The organism is Mycolicibacterium austroafricanum (assembly GCF_000612725.1).
GTDB lineage: Bacteria > Actinomycetota > Actinomycetes > Mycobacteriales > Mycobacteriaceae > Mycobacterium > Mycobacterium austroafricanum.
The window spans coordinates 20951-36887 of record NZ_HG964461.1; the positions used below are offsets into that span (position 1 = coordinate 20951).

Consider the following 15937-nt stretch of genomic DNA (forward strand, 5'->3'; position numbering starts at 1 on the left):
GTCACCGCATCTCGTCGAGCAGGGTCAACATCCGGGTCGTCGTCGCCCAGTTCCTGATCGTCATCAGCCGGTATTCCGGGGTGCCGACGATGCGGCTCATCCTGCTCCTGGCCTTCTCGGCGATGACCCGGGTGAAGTAGACGACGCCGGGTCCTGGCCACGCGTCGTCGACACCGTCGCGCAGTTGCACGACCTCCATCGCCCGCTCGACGGTCAGCGGGGCCTTGACGAAGATCACGTCGCGGTGGTGCTCGGTGTGCCGTTCCGCGAATTCGCCGGGGGCGTCCTCGACGACGCCGCGCAGCTGGCGGTGTGAGCGCACGACCACGACCGGCGGGCTCTCCAGAAGCCTCACGAGCAGGGCCTCGATGTCGGATTCGAGTGAGGCCCGCGCACCGTCGGATTCGAACGCGACGTTGCCGGACTGGATGTAGGTGCTCACGTTGCCGAAACCGGCGTCCTCGAGCACTGCACGCAGGTCGGGCATCGAGATCTTGTTGCGGCCGCCCACGTTGATGCCCCGCAGCAACGCCACATAGCGCGACGACCCCATGTCGGGCGACCCTACGCGATACTGAACCGATGGCGGATCTCAACGTTCTGGGCGCCCCGTTGGAACCTTGCGGCACCGAACCTTTGACCGGTTTCTACCGCGACGGCTGCTGCAGCACCGGCGACGAGGATCTCGGCCGTCACACCATCTGCGCGGTGGTGACGGTCGAGTTCCTGTCCCACCAGCGCTCGATCGGCAACGACCTGTCGACACCGATGCCCGCGTACCGGTTCCCGGGCCTGGTTCCCGGGGACCGCTGGTGCGTGACGGCGCTGAATTGGCTGCGGGCGCATGAGGACGGCTTCGCCTGCCCGGTGGTGCTCGCCTCGACGCATGAACGCACCCTCGAATCGGTGCCGTTGGAGGTGCTGCGCCGCTACGCCGTGGATGTGCCCGACGATCCTGCGGGTTTGTGAGCTTTACCGCAGTCCCGCACCTCCATATGATCTTGACCCATGGCCCTGACCTCGGTTCCTTCCCCGCGCACCGCGTCCTCTGTGCTGATGGCCTGCGGCGCTGCGCTGCTGGCGTCGGCGTGCCAGTTCTCGATCGGCGGCGGCCTCGATTACGACAAGCTCGAGAAGGCGATCACCGACGAGCTCAACACCAGCTATTCGTCGATCGACCAGACGGTCTCCAGCGTGGAGTGCCCCGAGCAGTCGCCGCGCCCCGGCAAGGGCGACACCTTCGAATGCACGGCAGACGTCGGCGGGCAGACGGTCCGGGTCGAGGCAACCGTCACCGACGACGACTACAACGTGAACTTCAAGACCAAGGACACGCTCTACGACTTGCCCAGCGCGGCAACCACACTGAGCGACGAGATATCGAAGACGCTCGAGTTCCCGGTCACGGTGGACTGCGGTGAAGGACTCAAGGCCGTCGAGGTCGGCGCGACGTTCGACTGCACCGCCGCCGACGAGTACGGCACCGAGCGCACCGTGCGGGTCACCGCCGAACCGATCGGCGAGAACGACAGCTGGGAAATTATCGAATGACCCGCGCGGCGGTAACTGGTTAGCTGTGCCCATGGCATCGGTGTTGACGGTGAACACGGCTACCTCGCCGCTCGATCTGGGTTCGCGGCGCTCGGGGATCGCCAAGCGGCCCAGCGCCGAACCGTTGACCGTCCGGGCCCCCGGTCCGCGGCGAGGCGGGCTGGGCAGCGGCGTCGTCGGCGACTCGGTCTGTGATCGCAAGCATCACGGCGGCGACGACCAGGCCGTGTACGCCTACGCCCGGGAGGACCTGGACCGTTGGGCCACCGACCTGGACCGTGACCTCACCAACGGCATGTTCGGGGAGAACCTCACCACGGCCGGGATCGACCTCACCGCGTGCCTGATCGGCGAACGCTGGACGGTCGGCGACAGTGGCCTGGTTCTCGAGGTCACCAGCCCGCGCACCCCGTGCCAGACGTTCGTCACCTGGCTCGGCATCCCCGGCTGGATCAAGACATTCACCGCCGCCGGGTTGCCGGGCGCCTACTTCCGGGTCATCGAGCCGGGCACGGTCGGCGCCGGAGACCACATCGAGGTGATCGACCGCCCCGACCACACGGTGACGGTCGGCACCGTGTTCCGCGCGCTCATGGGCGAGCGTGCGTTGCTGCCCACCCTGGCGGCCGCAGACGCACTGCCGGAGAAGATCAAGGAGCAGGTCGCCAAGGTCTGCTGACGCGTCGAGGTTTGGCCACACGGCGGACGCGGGAACGCAACTGGAGCCATACCCCCCGACGCCGATCACAGGAGTTCTGACCTGTTCATGGACGACGCGATCGAATTCACCTCCGCAACCCATCTCGCCGTCACCGCCGCCTGGGTGGCCGGCGCCATCGGAGTGGCCTACGTTGCCGGTCTGGCCGTGTCGTGGCTGCTGCAACGCCTGGGCCGGCGCAGCGCGGTGATGCACGACGTGGCCCACCTCACCCGTCTGCCGCTGCGCGCGACCCTGGTGGTCATCGCTGCCGGCGCGGCCGTCAGGCGCACCACCGACGAACAGGCGGTCTGGCGCGGATGGCTCGACCACACGCTGATACTTGCGCTCATCGCCACGCTGACATGGGTTCTGGTGAGCCTCGTGCGGGTGGTCGAACGGCAGGTGATCGCCCGCTTCGCCGGTGGTGACGAAGGGTTGACCGACGCCGACCGGCACCGCCGCAAGATCAAGACCCAGGTCACCGTCCTGCGACGGCTGGTGGTGGCCCTGGTCGTCGTGCTCGGCGCCGCCGCCGCGCTGATGACGTTCCCGTCGTTCAGCGACATCGGCAAGACGTTGTTCGCTTCGGCCGGGGTGCTGACGGTCGTCGCCGGCCTGGCCGCGCAGACGTCGCTGGGATCGGTGTTCGCAGGCATTCAGATCGCGTTCTCGGACGCCATCCGCGTCGGGGACATCGTGGTGCTCGAGGACGAGTGGGGGCGGATCGAAGAGATCACCCTGACCTACGTCGTCGTACACCTGTGGGACGAGCGGCGCCTGGTGCTGCCGTGCACCTACTTCACCGACACGCCGTTCCAGAACTGGACCAGGAATGCGACCGAACTGCTCGGCACCGCCGAACTCGACGTCGACTTCACGGTGCCCTTCGACGCCATGCGGGCCGAACTGGACCGCATGTTGCACGCCAACGACAAGTGGGACGGCCGAGTCGGCGTGCTGCAGGTCACCGACGCCGTGGAAGGTCTGGTCCGGGTGCGGATGCTGGTCAGCGCGCCCAACGCGGGCGCGCTGTTCGACCTGCGCTGCGACATCCGGGAAGGAATGGTCGCCTGGCTGCAGCGCACGAATCCCTGCGCGCTGCCCCGCAAACGCATTGAGCACCACAGCGATTCCCGCAGGCACGGGGAAGCCACGGAAGCCCCGGTCGGCCGGCCGCAGGCTGAGTCGGGGCTGTTCAGCGGCAGCGCTGCCGCCGAGCGCCGCGGCCGGGCGATGTCCGGGGCACGCTGACCGCGATGACACCTGAAGAGCTGGCCGCGCGGACCCGGCGGGCCGTCGAGGCCGCGGTGCGCGCGGGCCGCGACCTCGGGCTGAACGTCGACCACGGCGCCGTCCTTCACGACGTGTTCTCCGTCGTAGTACACCTGCAGCCCGAGCCGGTGGTGGCCCGCATCCCGGTGGTGCTGACGGGCAGCACGCAGCCCGACCGTCAGACGGCGCGCCAGCAGCGCGAACTCGACGTCGTCGCCTGGCTCGATGCCCAGGGGGTTCCGGTGGTCAGGCCGTCGCCGCTGGTGCCCCGGGTGCCGGTGCGCCGGGACGGGTTCTCGATGACCTTCTGGGAGTTGGCCGACGTCGCGGACGACCATCAGCCCTACCAGGGTGTGGAAATGTCCTACAGCGCCGAACTTCACCAGGCGCTGGCCGGATATCCTGGGAAGCTGCCGTTCCTGGCGCCGTTCAACGACGGCCTGCCCGACCTGCTCGCCCGACTGCAGACCGTCGAGGTGTTGACGCCGACCGAAATCGACCGTGCCCGTTCCGATTTCGACAAGTTGCAGCAGTTGCTGGCCGACCGGGCGGCGTTCGAGTCGGCCTTCCCGGGAATTCCGGTCCAGCCGCTCCAGGGAGATGGCCCGTCGCACAATGTGATTCGGACAACCTCGGGGATCCGGTTCGCCGACTTCGAGGACGTCACAAGCGGGCCGGTGGAATGGGACCTGGCCCTGCTCGGCCCGGATGCTGTCGCCGAGTACGACCACGCGGCACACGAGCGAGGCCTGCGGCGCACCGATCCGACGGTGCGGCGGCTGATGGATCACGCCCGGCGACTGCAGTTCGTCGGCTGCCTTACGCTCGTCCCGCAGTTGCCGGTGCTCGCGGACGGGTTGGCCGAAGTGCTGGCGGACTGGCGCAGCACTCCGGCGTTCGAGTGACGGGTCAGGTGGGAAGCCCGTAGTCCATCGGCGGCCCGTCGGGTCCCACGGCGGCCTGATCGGCGATCGCGGTGGCGACCGGGACGCCCTCGTGCACGATGCCCAGCACGACGACGTTGCGCTTCAGCGGAAACGACGTATAGGGCCCGACGGTCCCGGGCGGGCCGATCTGGGTGGTGTCGGCGGTGATCCGGAACGTGGTGGTCTGACCGTCCGGCGTGCTGGTCGTGAGCGAGTCCCGCGACGCCGCGATGACCTGCCCGACCCGCTGGATCTCGTGATGCGCCTGCGCCGCCGGAGAGGGTTGCTGCGGCGCGGACGCGGGATGGGGCTGCGCGACCGCCGACGTCCACAGCCACCCCGCTACCCCGGCAACGGCCATCAACGACACCGTGGTGAGGCGGTGTCCCAGGTGGGCGGGCCGCCGGGAGAGCCGGTGCCGTCCACTGCCGTGGGTCGTGGTCATGTCGGTCGCATCCGTGTCGGAGGTGGTTCGCTGTCAAGCGGTGGTCTACCCGGACGGCGCGCAAAGAAAACGGGGCCTCCCCCACCGCCGCGTGGAATGCGAGTACGGCGGATCTACTTCCAGGCGAAGACCGGTTGCTCGAGTTCGTCGACCGGATCGGACCGGCCTTCCAGGCCCAGCCAGCGCAACTGCAGCAGCACCGCACCGGTCGGCGCGTGAATGAGGTCGTTGCCCAGCGGCATCTGCACGACGGGACGGGGACTCTCGGGGATGGTGATGAAGCGGGGCGAATCCTCCCGCAGGAGCTGGTGCAGCCCGACCCGGTACACCGCGACCACTTCGTCAGGCGCGGGGCGCGGGTCGAGCCGGCCGCCGCCCCAGATCACCACGGGCGTGATGACGTAACCGGAGCGGGTCGGGTAGTCGTCGAGCAGGCCGAGCACCGACGTCTCGGTGAGCCGCACGCCAACCTCCTCGTCGAGCTCGCGCAGCGCGGCATCGACGACGGTTTCGCCGGGGTCCAACCGCCCGCCGGGCAGCGCCCACTGCGCCGAATGAGACGACAGCCGAGATGCCCTGCGGCAGAGGAAGAACGCTGCGCCTCCGGAGACGTCGACCATGCGCCCGTCCAGATCCTCCGGCATCGGCCTGCCGGCGATCCAGTCGTCGACGGGTGCCGGGTCCACCCGATCCTCGCCGGCGAGGGAGTCGACCAGCACCACGGCCACGGCGGCATGCCGCTTCGACGGGTCTGACACCGTCCGGCGGGCATGTCCGGCCAGCCGCTGCTGAAGCTGGTCACGCAACCGGTCGTCGTAGGTGATGGTCACCGTTCGAGATTAGACAGACGACGAACCTGCACGGGAATCCCCGTGCCGGTTCGTGACGGACTGTGTCAGTTGATGCCGACCACTTCCTGCGCGATGGCGGCCAGCCGGGTCTGCGCCGCCGAAACGACGCGCTGGCGGTTCTTGTGCGCCTCCTCGTAGGCCACGATCGTCCGGATGTCGGCCGGGTCGGTCAGGTCCTTGACGGCGTTGGCCGCGTCGTTGACGGTCAGCTCGTCGTAACCGCTGATCGGCAGTTCGTCCGGATCGAGGATGCCGGTGGCCCCGCGCGCTGCGTGGATCAGGTCGGCGGCATCCTCGGCGCCCTGCTCGCGGGTGATGCGCTCGGCGGTCTGGAGGGCGGAGTCACGCGCCCCGGAGAGCGCCTTCGCGGCGACATCGCCGGTGCGCGAGCCCCGCTCGATCAGGTCCGCGACTGCCGGCCGGACCGAGCGGATGGCCTCCGCGACTCGCTCGGCGCCCCGCGTCGACCAGGTGAACGGCAGGTTCGCGAACTTGACCGCCAGCCCGGCGGCGGCCTGCATCGGGGTCCGCCTCAGTGCGGCCGGCCCGCCGAGGGCGTCCTCGGCCAGCACGGTGGTGAGCCAGTCCACGGTTGCGGAGTGCGCGGTGATGAGACGGGTGGCCAACGCCTCGACGTCCTGGTCCTTGGCGGCGACCGCCAGCGCCTTGACGTAGCGGGACCGGTCAAGCAGCTGTCCCTCGAGCGCGAGATCGCCGAGGAGCGCCTCGTCGAACGGCTCGGCCTGTTCGGTCAGCGCCTTGACCGCCGCGGCGGCGCGGCCGAGGAACGGCCCGATCACGTCGGGGAACCCACCGAGTTCCCGGATCGTCTTCTCGATCGCCTCAGCACGGATCTTCGCGTTCTCGGCGTTCTGGCTCAGCTCGCGCCTGACAGCGTCGGTGCGGGCCTGCCCGACCCGGGTCTCGGCGACCTGGATCTCGGTGTGCGTGAGGTCCAGCACGGTGCGCAGTTGCGCGATCAGCGTGCCCTTGATGGATTCGGTTGACTCGATGGTCCTGGTAGGTGCAGCCATGTGCGCGTTCACCCCTTGTCTGAGATACGGAATGTCTGTGGATACGTCAGCGCGTGCGTGCGCTTGCCGGTCGGTTACCCGTCGGCGCGAACCCTCACCGCCATATGCCGGCGTTGTGAAAAAGGCGGCAAAACGTGTAGTCCAAGGGGTGAACGGGTACCCGCGCCGACCGGCCGAGATGGGGCACAGCCCGGTTTGGCGGCACTGCTCGTGGGTAAATACCGCCATGTGATGCCGACGCTGGTGCAACCCCGACTTCCCGAGCCCCGTGGCCCCATCTCGATGTCCGTGATGGAGCTCCTCGCCGAACGGGCCCCGCTTCGCCATTTCGTCAAAGTCGAGACCTCCCTTGCCGACGCCGACCCGGCCGGCCTCGATCTGCAGCTCGCCCTCTACGTCTGCTACGAGCTCCACTACCGCGGATTCGCCGATGTCGACGCCGCCTGGGAATGGAACGCCGGGCTGCTCTACCTGCGCGGCCGGCTCGAAGAGCTGTTCCTCGAAGACATCCGCAAGGGCGTCGGAACGATCGAGCCCGACGCAGGCGCACTCGAGGAGCTCGACAAGCTCTGCGTGGAGCCGGTGAACGGCGACGGGCCGTCATATCACCTGCGCGACAAGGGCACATGGGACGAGATGCGCGAGTACTTCGCGCACCGGTCGCTGTACCACCTCAAGGAGGGTGACCCGCACGCGTGGGCCATCCCGCGACTGACCGGGCAGGCGAAGGCCTCGTTCGTCGCTGTGGAGTTCGACGAGTTCGGCGCGGGCAAGGGCGCGCGGCTGCATCAACAGCTGTTCGCCGACCTGATGGCAGCCGCCGGGCTGGACACCTCGTACCTGGGCTACCTCGGCAACGTGCCTGCAGAGACGCTGGCGGTGGTGAACCTGATGTCGATGTTCGGCTTGCACCGTCGGCTGCGTGGTTGCGCGGTGGGGCATTTCGCGGCCACCGAGGTCACGTCCCCGCCGGGGTCCCGGCGCATGGTGCAGGCGTTGGAACGCCTCGGCGCACCGCAGGAGTGCCGCGGGTTCTACGCCGAGCACGTCGAGGCCGATGCGGTCCACGAGCAGGTGGTGCGCACCGACGTCGTCGGCGACCTGGTATCCCGCGAACCGGGACTCGACCGCGACGTGGTGTTCGGCATCCGGGCGTTCGACCTTGTGGAGAACCGGTTGGCCGATCACCTGATGTCGTGCTGGCGCGACGGACGCACGTCGCTGCGCCGCCCCCTGGACTGACCCGGTCTGACCTGGAACCGACTTACGCCGACTCGTCACCGGCGCGCGATCGGCGCCGGTGGCTGGTGTCGCACAGCGGGTAGGTCTTCGATCTGCGGCACGCGCAGATCGCGACCATGAAGCGGTCGGACTCCACCCGGCTTCCGTCCGGCATTTCGATGCAGACGGGACCCTCGACCATCACGGGTCCACCGGGAACGACTCGGACCACGCGCACCTGCTTGTCGGTCATGGCGCGTCGGCGCGGATCACCACGATCCGCTCCTGCCGGCTTCCGCGCGGCAGAAGACCGGCCCGCATGAGCCACGGCGCGCGCACCGACATCACCGGACCGAACGGGATAAGCTGCTGCGCAACCACTTCGGTACGCATTCCGTGTTCACGCAACATGCTCAGCGTGCGCTTGACGTTCGAGCATTCCGACTGCACGACGAGCATGGTCCCGCCTTCGTCGAGCAGCAGTGGCGCGGCCGCGCACATCGGATCGAGAACCAGTCGTCCGTCCGGTCCTGCGTCCCAGGCCCGCGAGGGTCCGGCTGCGGCAGGAATCGTCTCGCCGTCCGCGTCGGGGACCGGCACATACGGCGGGTTGGCCAGGACGACGTCGTAGGGTCCGAATTCGACTGCGCGCGCCCACGAGCCGCGGTGAACGTCCACATCGGCGCCTGCGGCCCGGGCGTCCTGCCGCGTCCGCTGCACCGCCTTCGGGCAGATGTCGAAGGCGGTCACCTCGGCCGCACCGGATGCCGCCGCGCCCAGCGCCACCACCCCGCTGCCGGTGCACAGGTCCGCGACCCGGGCCCCTGGCAGCACGCCGGCTGCGGTCGCGGCGTCGATGAGGAGCTGCGAATCCTCTTGCGGGGGATAGACCTCGACCGCGATGTCTGGGGCGTCGAGTTGGGTATATGCGCTCGTCACGGAGTCTTTAATGCCCACTTACCCGACGGCCAAACGTTTGCCGAACCGGTCGGTGGGAACCCGGCGGACATGAGTATCTGCGACACCTGTGGCAATGACTACGACAAAGCCTTTACCGTCACACGGCACGACGGCCACACCGCGACGTTCGACAGCGTCGAATGCGCGGCGGCGCAGCTCGCCCCGCAGTGCCTGCACTGCGGCTGCCGCATCCTCGGTCACGGCATCGAGACCGACGACGGCATCTTCTGCTGCGCGCACTGCGCACGTAAGGACACCAACGCCGACGTCAACGACCGCTATCCGGTGCCCGCCGGGGCGTGACGGGTCACAGCCTCCCGGCCGCGTAGCTCGCGCCCTGGCCGACCATCCCGTTCACCGGGTACAGCGCGTGCGCCAGGTTCGGGCCGCCGTTGGGCGCGCCGTCGCAGATGCTGTCTCCCGCAGCGCACAGCTCGACGGTCCGGTCCGCGTACAACGGTCCGACGGTGACGGCCGGAGCGCCGTACTTCTCCATGAACGATCCCGAGGGTGCGCCGAAAAGCACCACGGCCGCAACATGTTCGGCGACCGTGGGCGGCAGCGGAGTCGGTGCCACCGCGGCAGGCACGCTGTTGGGCACCGTGTCCGAGGTGGTGAAGCCGGACACCACTGCGCCCTGCGAGAAGCCACCGAGGACCAACCTGGTGTTCGGACAGTTGACGGACATGGCCTGGAGGCGGTTCGACGCGTCCCGGATGCCGTCGATGACGGTCCCGGCGAACGCCGCGCGGTCGGTGAAGTTGTTCGCCGCAGGGTAATTCACCGCGTAGACGCCGACGGTGCGCGGGGCGGCCTGAGCGCGCAGTGCGTCGACGAAGGCCTGCCCGACGCCACCGACCCCGGGTGGCTCGCTGGTCCCGCGGGCGAACACCACTTCCACGTCCGGGCACGGCTGCGCCGCCGCCGACGGGGCACCCAGACCCGCCACCGCGCTGCATGCTCCCAGCGCGACCGCGCCGGCGATTCCGGCAACCCGACTCATCTTCATGACCTCCTCCTTCCGGCCGCAGGCGGCACCGCGCTGCGCTGCAGGCTCAGTACCACCGCCGTTCGCCGACCAAATTGCCCGGGTCACGGCGTGATTCCCGCCGTGGCGTCCAGATGCTGTAACAGGTCGTGGGCCGCCAGCTCCACGGCCTTGTGCCGCCACTGCGAGGCACGGAAGACGCATGCGATCAGGCCCGTGCGGTGCACCCGACGGAAGTCCCCGTACCCGAAGGCATAACGCGCTTTGGTGCCGTCCACCGCTCCGTCGGTCAGACCCAGGTGCCAGCGCGAGTACTCATCCCAGTCATGGGATTCCAGATACGAGTTCTGCGCCGCAGCATCCGGCTGCACCTCACCCCAGTCACTGTCGAGCACATACTGTCTGGCATCGATCAGCCCGCGGGCGAACTCGACCGCTGCGGCGTTGAGATGGTACTTCGCCATGACCGTCGGACCGCGCTACGAGCCCCGATGCGGGGTCGGGCTCTGCGGAGACTCCCACTTGGCCCCCAGGGTGCGCGTGACCACGGTGTCAGCCGGCAATTCGACGTCGAACGTCCGGCCTTCGTCGGCCTCCAGCGTGATCAGCATCGGCCCGTCTGACGAGGCGCTCCGGGCATCGATGTGCACCACCTTGTACTCGCGGGCCTCGGCGTCGGGGGCGTCCGGAAGAGGCAGCGAGATGAGATCTCCTGGCGCGACCCTGTCGAGGCGATCGCTGTCGGGCTGAGCAGTCATGTGTCCGACCGTACGCGGATGTTCACGCGATTCGACCGCCTTCGAGCGGGTAATGCTGCGATCAGAGCGAAAGGAGTCCATGACATGCCGAACGAACTACAGGGCCGCAAGATCGCCTTCCTGGCCGCCGACGGTGTCGAGAAGGTCGAGCTGGAACAACCCCGCGCCGCGGTGCTCGACGCCGGCGGAGACGTCGACCTGCTGTCCGTGCAGACCGGTGAGATCGACGCGCGCAACCACGACCTCGAACCCGCGGGAACATTCACGGTCGACCGGGCCGTCGAGGACGCGCGCGTCGAGGAGTACGACGCGCTGGTGCTGCCGGGCGGAACCGTCAACGGCGACAAGCTGCGCCTCAGCGAGGCCGCGGTGGCGTTCGTCGGCGACTTCGTCCGATCGGGCAAGCCCGTCGCCGCGATCTGCCACGGGCCGTGGGCCCTTGTCGAGGCCGACGTCGTCAAAGACCGCACCCTGACGTCGTATCCGAGCTTGCGCACCGATTTGCGCAATGCCGGCGCCACCGTCGTCGACCAGCAGGTGTGTATCGACGGCAATCTGATCACCAGCCGGTCGCCGAAGGACCTCGACGCATTCTGTCAGGCAATCACCGATCAGTTCGCCGGCATTCCGGCACGCACCTGATGGTTTAGCAGGCGCCGTTTCGGTTACATCGGGCCGCAACTGGGCCTGCCTGCTGCAGGAACTGCGGGTGGTGCTCACGGGCGTTCAGCTGCTCACCGGATTTTTGCTGACCCTGCCTTTCCAGCAACGTTTTTCGGAGCTCGATGGTGGTTTGCGGTGGCTTTATCTGGCGACGGTCGGCTGCTCGATCTCGGCGACAGCCATGTTGACCGCCCCTGTCGCGCTGCATCGGCTGGTGTTCCGACGGCACATGCTGCAGTGGTTGGTCGCGCGATCGCACCATCTGACGCTGGTCGGCCTCGTGCTTCTCGGTGCCGCGGTGTCCGGCGTCGCCACGATGATCTTCGACGTGATGGCGGGGGGCAAGGCGGGCGCCGCCGCGGGGGCGGCCACTATGGCGGCCTGGCTGATGCTCTGGGTCGGACTGCCCCTGATGGCGCGGCGCGGCACCAGGGCCGACGTGATCTAGCGACATCGCCCTCCGTAAGGGAGGTAATCGGCGCATGATGAGTACACAACAGCCGGTGTCCGGGATAGGGGGAGTGCCGATGAATCCGATTTCGACGGCATTTCGAGGCCTCACGAAAGTGGCCGACGCCACCACTGCGGCAGCGGGTGCCGTGGGCGGCGCCGCGGTCAGCGGAGTGGTCGGTGGAGTGCAGGGAGCGGCGGGCGGGATCCGGTCCGGCCTGAGCAGCGGGAGCCGGTCTACGGCGGCGGCGGCGCTGACGCTCGGCGCCGTCGGCGCCGCGGGTCTCGTCGAGTGGCCGGTGCTGGTCACCGTGGGCGGCGCGGCGTTGGTGATGCATCAGCTCGGTCAGCGCGCACGTCAGCCGGCAGCGCCCCGGCAGAGCACGCCACCGCCGGCGAAGAAGACCGCCGCCAGGCCGGCAAAGACCGCCCGGAAGACGACGGCGTCGCGACGAACCACCGCCAAGTGAGTCCTCTCCGGGACGGCCGGTAACCCGGCCGTAGGGTGCGGTGTGTGTCCGGTCGGGAACTGATCGTGTTCGGCACCGCCAGCCAGGTGCCCACCAGACACCGCAACCACAACGGTTACCTGCTGCGCTGGGATGACGAGGGCTTTCTCTTCGACCCCGGCGAGGGCACCCAGCGGCAGATGCTGCTCGCCGGGGTCTCTCCGACCGCCGTCACCCGTATGTGCATCACCCATCTGCACGGCGACCACTGCCTCGGGGTGCCCGGGATCATCCAACGGCTCTCCCTGGACCGCGTCGTCCGCCCGGTCCAGGCGTACTACCCGGCGTCGGGCCGGGAGTACTTCGCCAGGTTGCGGCACGCCAGCGTCTTTCACGACGTGACCGATGTGCGCGAGATGCCGGTGGACGCCGAAGGCGCCATCGCCGTCGGGCCGTTCGGCACCCTGGAGGCGCGCCGGCTCGACCACCCCGTCGACGCCGTCGGGTACCGCGTCGTCGAACCGGACGGCGACCGGTTCGTCCCCGAGTTGCTCACGCAGTTCGGCGTCGCAGGCCCGGAGGTGGGAGAGCTGCAACGCGCGGGTTCGATCCGACGGGGCACACAGACGGTGCGGTTGTCCGATGTGACCCGGTCCAGACGCGGACAACGTTTCGCTTTCGTGATGGACACCAGGTTGTGTGACGGCGTGTACGCGCTCGCCGACGGCGCCGACCTGCTGGTGATCGAGGCGACGTTCCTCGACTCCGATGCCGATCTGGCGGCGCGCTACGGGCACCTGACCGCGCGGCAGGCTGCGCAGGTGGCGGCCGAGTGCGGGATACGCCGCCTCGTGCTCACCCACTTCTCCCAGCGCTACCCCGACATGCGCGGACATCACGACGAGGCCAGGGCGGCGTTCGACGGCGACCTCGTCCTGGCCGAGGACCTGACCCGGGTCAAGATGCCCCCGCGACGGTAGCCGCGGAGGCGGTCAAGCGATTCGGCCCGACAAACATTCATGTGCTATGCATATTCGGTGCCGCAGTCTCGATCAGCGCCGTTGTGCCGATGACGGCCGAAGCCACCGCCGCACGGCTGCCCGCGCGCAACGCGCTGGGGCTGATGTTCGATCCGGTGTTCGGCGCGCTGTTCTGGGGCAAGATCTTCGCCGTCGTGGCGGTGTGGACCCACGGCATCGTCGCCGCGATCGTGATGTACGACGCGACCCGCTCGGCGCTGATGGTCGGCATGGTCGGCGTCGTGCAGTTCGCACCGCAGCTGATCCTGAGCCCGACCAGCGGCAAGTGGGCCGACACCGGCAATCCGGCACGGCAGATCCTGCTCGGCCGGGTCCTCTGCGTCGCCGGTTCGGGATCGATCGCGGCGTGGATGTTCGTGCAGCCGGGGCTGACAGGTCTGGCCGCGGCCGTACCCGTCCTGCTGGGAACGACGCTGGTCGGCTTCGGCTTCGTCGTCGGCGGACCCGCGATGCAGTCCATCGTGCCGAACTTGATCCGTGCCGGTGAACTGCCGACGGCGATGGCGCTCAACAGCATCCCGATGACCATCGGCCGGATCATCGGCCCCGCCGCCGGTGCATACCTGGCCGCGCACATCGGGCCGGCCACGGCGTTCGCGGTGAGCACGGTGCTGCACCTGGTGTTCGCGTTCTTCCTCCTCGCCGTGCGGTTTCCCGCCCCACCGGAACGGCGGGCGGGCACCGACTACCGCGTACGGGTCGCCGTCCGGTATGTGCTGCGGGACCGTCCCCTGCTGTTGGCCCTCGTCGCGGTGACGACGGTCGGGATCGTCTCCGACCCGTCCATCACGTTGACCCCGTCGATGGCCGACGAGCTCGGCGGTGGCGCCTCGATGGTGGGAACGCTGTCCGCCGTGTTCGGGGTGGGGGCGGCGGTCGGGATGACCGCGCTTGCGCTGCTGCGTGGCCGGATCGGCTCGGCCGTCGTGTCGTCCATCGGAATGGCGGCGCTCGCCGCCGGAAGCGCGATCCTGGCCGTCGCGATGGAGCCGTGGGTGGCGTTGACCGGGTTCGCGGTGTCGGGCTTCGGCTTCGGCTGCGCGATGACCGGGCTCAGCACCGTCGTGCAGGAGCGCGCTCCCGAGGAGCTGCGCGGCCGCATCATGGCGCTGTGGCTGGTCGGGTTCCTGGGCTCCCGACCGATCGCCGCGGCCGTCCTCGGCGGCACCGCCGACGTTCTGAGCGTGTACGCCGCATTCGCCGTCGCCGCGGCGCTGAGCCTGGCCGTGACGCTGCTGTGCCGCCCGGCCAGGCTGGTCGGTCCGCTCCCCGACTAGGGTCCGCGCCTGCCGGTGAGCTCGCGGATGGTGTTGATCTCGCTGTCCCGGTACGGGCTGCCGTCGCCGTTGAGCAGGTCGTGGAACCACAGCCCGGGCGGACCGGTCACCGGACGGTCCCACGAATCCCACGGCAGGAATGTCTGCGTCTTGCCCGCGAAGAATCCCCACGTGTAGGCCCCGACGTTGCGGCGTCTGGTGATCGGCAGAATCGCCTCCACCGTGCTGTCCAGCGTGCGCGCCATGTACTCGGTGCACAGCATCGGCCGCCCGATGGGGGTGAGCTCGTCCAGCCGCGCCTCGAACCCCCTTCGATCGGCATAGCTGTGGAAGGTGATCACGTCGGAGAGGTCGAGCTGGATCCGGTTGATCTCGTTGCGGCGCGCCGGATCTCCCCACTCGCCGTCCCAGACGCCACTGGTCAGCGGCTGCACGGGGTCGACCGACCTGGCCCACTGAAAGACCTGCGGCAGCAACTCGGCCACCCGATCCACCTTGTCCCTGCGCTCGACGTCCTTGTAGGCGTCGGCGGGATTGTCGGGTTCGTTCCACAGGTCCCAGCCGAGCACCCGCTTGTCGTGACGGAACTGGCTCAGCACACCCACGACGTAGTCCTGCATGACCCGGCGGTGGCGCGGGTCGCTGAGGTGGTCGGCGCCCGGGCTCTGCACCCAGCCCGAGTTGTGCACGCCCGGGATCGGGTCGCGTTGCCTACCCAGTCGCGGGTGCGGATCCCAGCACGAGTCGAACAGCACGAACAGCGGTTTGATGCCGTGGTGGGCCGCGATGTCGACGAACCGGGCCAGTCGGCGCTGGAAGCCGACCCGGTCCTGCACCCAGAGCAGGTCGTGCAGGAACACCCGAACGGTGTTGAGCCCGATCAGCTTTGCCGTCCGCAGCTCGCTGTCGATGCGTCGCGGGTCGAAGGTGCCCGGCTGGAACATCTCGAGCTGGTTGATCGCGGTGGCCGGGATGAAGTTCGCGCCGACCAGCCAGCCCTGCGCCCGGTGCCACCGGTGCGCGCGATCCGGTGACCACCGGGTGAGTTCGGCGGACGCGCGGGGCACGGTCGACAACGCCATGCCCGCCGCCAGCACCGCGGGCAACTTGAGCGCGGCGCGTCGGTTCAGGAGAGGCTCGGGCGGCAAAGTGCATCCTTCTGGCTGAAGATCGGTGATCAACCGTCGGGCCGGCCGCGCGCACAGTGGAACCCCCCGAAGTCGGTGTGAGCGACGCGGCGCGGGACCGGCCCGCAAGAGACTGTGCCGGACAAATCGACGGTCGCCGGTGTATCGACGCCGGCCCACCCCCCGTTACAGCCGCAGCTCACATCCTAGACCCCGGATGTCAAC

The 15937-nt window shown here is 69.0% G+C and carries 22 protein-coding genes; 12 read left to right on the top strand and 10 right to left on the bottom strand.

Annotation, left to right across the window (positions count from 1 at the left end):
- Position 1: 1 nt before the first annotated feature.
- The gene (locus BN976_RS29860; protein ID WP_011782896.1) at positions 2-553 is read right to left on the bottom strand and encodes a DUF1697 domain-containing protein; all 552 of its coding nucleotides are present in this window, start codon (positions 551-553) and stop codon (positions 2-4) included.
- Positions 554-582: 29 nt separating this feature from the next.
- Between BN976_RS29860 and BN976_RS29865 the strand changes: the two genes are divergently transcribed.
- From BN976_RS29865 to BN976_RS29885, 5 genes are all read left to right on the top strand, one after another.
- Positions 583-969: a DUF2237 family protein gene (locus BN976_RS29865; protein WP_011782897.1), complete on the top strand. Its 387-nt coding sequence runs from the start codon at positions 583-585 to the stop codon at positions 967-969.
- A 39-nt stretch (positions 970-1008) separates the two neighbouring features.
- Positions 1009-1551, top strand: coding sequence for a DUF4333 domain-containing protein (locus tag BN976_RS29870; RefSeq protein ID WP_051558659.1), 543 nt, complete (start codon positions 1009-1011; stop codon positions 1549-1551).
- Between the two features lie 31 nt (positions 1552-1582).
- Positions 1583-2230: an MOSC domain-containing protein gene (locus BN976_RS29875; RefSeq protein WP_036376964.1), complete on the top strand. Its 648-nt coding sequence runs from the start codon at positions 1583-1585 to the stop codon at positions 2228-2230.
- Positions 2231-2317: 87 nt separating this feature from the next.
- Complete coding sequence (locus tag BN976_RS29880; RefSeq protein WP_036376967.1) at positions 2318-3502, top strand: mechanosensitive ion channel domain-containing protein; 1185 nt, start codon at positions 2318-2320, stop codon at positions 3500-3502.
- Between the two features lie 5 nt (positions 3503-3507).
- The gene (locus BN976_RS29885) at positions 3508-4428 is read left to right on the top strand and encodes an aminoglycoside phosphotransferase family protein (RefSeq protein WP_036376970.1); all 921 of its coding nucleotides are present in this window, start codon (positions 3508-3510) and stop codon (positions 4426-4428) included.
- Between the two features lie 4 nt (positions 4429-4432).
- Here the strand turns inward: BN976_RS29885 and BN976_RS29890 are convergent, their stop codons facing one another.
- The 3 genes from BN976_RS29890 to BN976_RS29900 all read right to left on the bottom strand — a co-directional run bounded on the left by BN976_RS29890 (position 4433) and on the right by BN976_RS29900 (position 6779).
- The gene (locus BN976_RS29890; RefSeq protein ID WP_235622178.1) at positions 4433-4894 is read right to left on the bottom strand and encodes a hypothetical protein; all 462 of its coding nucleotides are present in this window, start codon (positions 4892-4894) and stop codon (positions 4433-4435) included.
- A 113-nt stretch (positions 4895-5007) separates the two neighbouring features.
- Positions 5008-5724, bottom strand: coding sequence for an NUDIX hydrolase (locus BN976_RS29895; protein WP_011782903.1), 717 nt, complete (start codon positions 5722-5724; stop codon positions 5008-5010).
- Between the two features lie 65 nt (positions 5725-5789).
- Positions 5790-6779: a hypothetical protein gene (locus BN976_RS29900; protein WP_011782904.1), complete on the bottom strand. Its 990-nt coding sequence runs from the start codon at positions 6777-6779 to the stop codon at positions 5790-5792.
- 231 nt (positions 6780-7010) lie between these two features.
- Here BN976_RS29900 and BN976_RS29905 point away from each other — a divergent pair, with 231 nt between their 5' ends.
- Positions 7011-8021: an iron-containing redox enzyme family protein gene (locus BN976_RS29905; protein ID WP_011782905.1), complete on the top strand. Its 1011-nt coding sequence runs from the start codon at positions 7011-7013 to the stop codon at positions 8019-8021.
- 22 nt (positions 8022-8043) lie between these two features.
- On the opposite strand, the gene BN976_RS29910 is transcribed toward BN976_RS29905, so the two are convergent.
- Complete coding sequence (locus tag BN976_RS29910; RefSeq protein ID WP_011782906.1) at positions 8044-8253, bottom strand: CDGSH iron-sulfur domain-containing protein; 210 nt, start codon at positions 8251-8253, stop codon at positions 8044-8046.
- Positions 8250-8939 carry a HemK2/MTQ2 family protein methyltransferase gene (locus tag BN976_RS29915; RefSeq protein ID WP_036376974.1) on the bottom strand — a complete coding sequence of 230 codons (690 nt, stop codon included), beginning with the start codon at positions 8937-8939 and terminating at the stop codon, positions 8250-8252. The genes BN976_RS29910 and BN976_RS29915 overlap by 4 nt, the downstream gene beginning before the upstream one ends.
- A 69-nt stretch (positions 8940-9008) precedes the next feature.
- Between BN976_RS29915 and BN976_RS29920 the strand changes: the two genes are divergently transcribed.
- Entirely contained in the window at positions 9009-9263 is a 255-nt protein-coding gene (locus BN976_RS29920; protein WP_036376977.1) for a metallothionein, read from the top strand.
- Positions 9264-9267: 4 nt separating this feature from the next.
- On the opposite strand, the gene BN976_RS29925 is transcribed toward BN976_RS29920, so the two are convergent.
- The 3 genes from BN976_RS29925 to BN976_RS29935 all read right to left on the bottom strand — a co-directional run bounded on the left by BN976_RS29925 (position 9268) and on the right by BN976_RS29935 (position 10706).
- On the bottom strand, positions 9268-9969 hold the full coding sequence (locus tag BN976_RS29925; RefSeq protein ID WP_036376980.1) for a cutinase family protein: 702 nt from the start codon (positions 9967-9969) through the stop codon (positions 9268-9270).
- Positions 9970-10052: 83 nt separating this feature from the next.
- Positions 10053-10412, bottom strand: coding sequence for a hypothetical protein (locus tag BN976_RS29930; RefSeq protein WP_011782910.1), 360 nt, complete (start codon positions 10410-10412; stop codon positions 10053-10055).
- A gap of 15 nt (positions 10413-10427) precedes the next feature.
- Complete coding sequence (locus BN976_RS29935) at positions 10428-10706, bottom strand: hypothetical protein (RefSeq protein WP_036376985.1); 279 nt, start codon at positions 10704-10706, stop codon at positions 10428-10430.
- Positions 10707-10790: 84 nt separating this feature from the next.
- On the opposite strand from BN976_RS29935, the gene BN976_RS29940 reads away from it, so the two are divergent.
- The 5 genes from BN976_RS29940 to BN976_RS29960 all read left to right on the top strand — a co-directional run bounded on the left by BN976_RS29940 (position 10791) and on the right by BN976_RS29960 (position 14585).
- Positions 10791-11348, top strand: a complete 558-nt coding sequence (locus BN976_RS29940; RefSeq protein WP_011782912.1) for a type 1 glutamine amidotransferase domain-containing protein — start codon at positions 10791-10793, stop codon at positions 11346-11348.
- Positions 11317-11817, top strand: a complete 501-nt coding sequence (locus BN976_RS29945) for a DUF6328 family protein (RefSeq protein ID WP_220096310.1) — start codon at positions 11317-11319, stop codon at positions 11815-11817. Before BN976_RS29940 ends, BN976_RS29945 begins: the two co-directional genes overlap by 32 nt.
- A gap of 79 nt (positions 11818-11896) precedes the next feature.
- A complete protein-coding gene (locus BN976_RS29950; protein WP_036376990.1) occupies positions 11897-12289 on the top strand; it encodes a hypothetical protein in 393 nt (130 codons plus the stop codon).
- Positions 12290-12333: 44 nt separating this feature from the next.
- Entirely contained in the window at positions 12334-13248 is a 915-nt protein-coding gene (locus BN976_RS29955) for a ribonuclease Z (RefSeq protein ID WP_036376993.1), read from the top strand.
- Between the two features lie 89 nt (positions 13249-13337).
- The gene (locus BN976_RS29960; RefSeq protein ID WP_036376996.1) at positions 13338-14585 is read left to right on the top strand and encodes an MFS transporter; all 1248 of its coding nucleotides are present in this window, start codon (positions 13338-13340) and stop codon (positions 14583-14585) included.
- Here the strand turns inward: BN976_RS29960 and BN976_RS29965 are convergent.
- Positions 14582-15715, bottom strand: coding sequence for a glycoside hydrolase 5 family protein (locus tag BN976_RS29965; RefSeq protein WP_036377230.1), 1134 nt, complete (start codon positions 15713-15715; stop codon positions 14582-14584). The genes BN976_RS29960 and BN976_RS29965 overlap by 4 nt on opposite strands.
- Between the last annotated feature and the right edge of the window lie 222 nt (positions 15716-15937).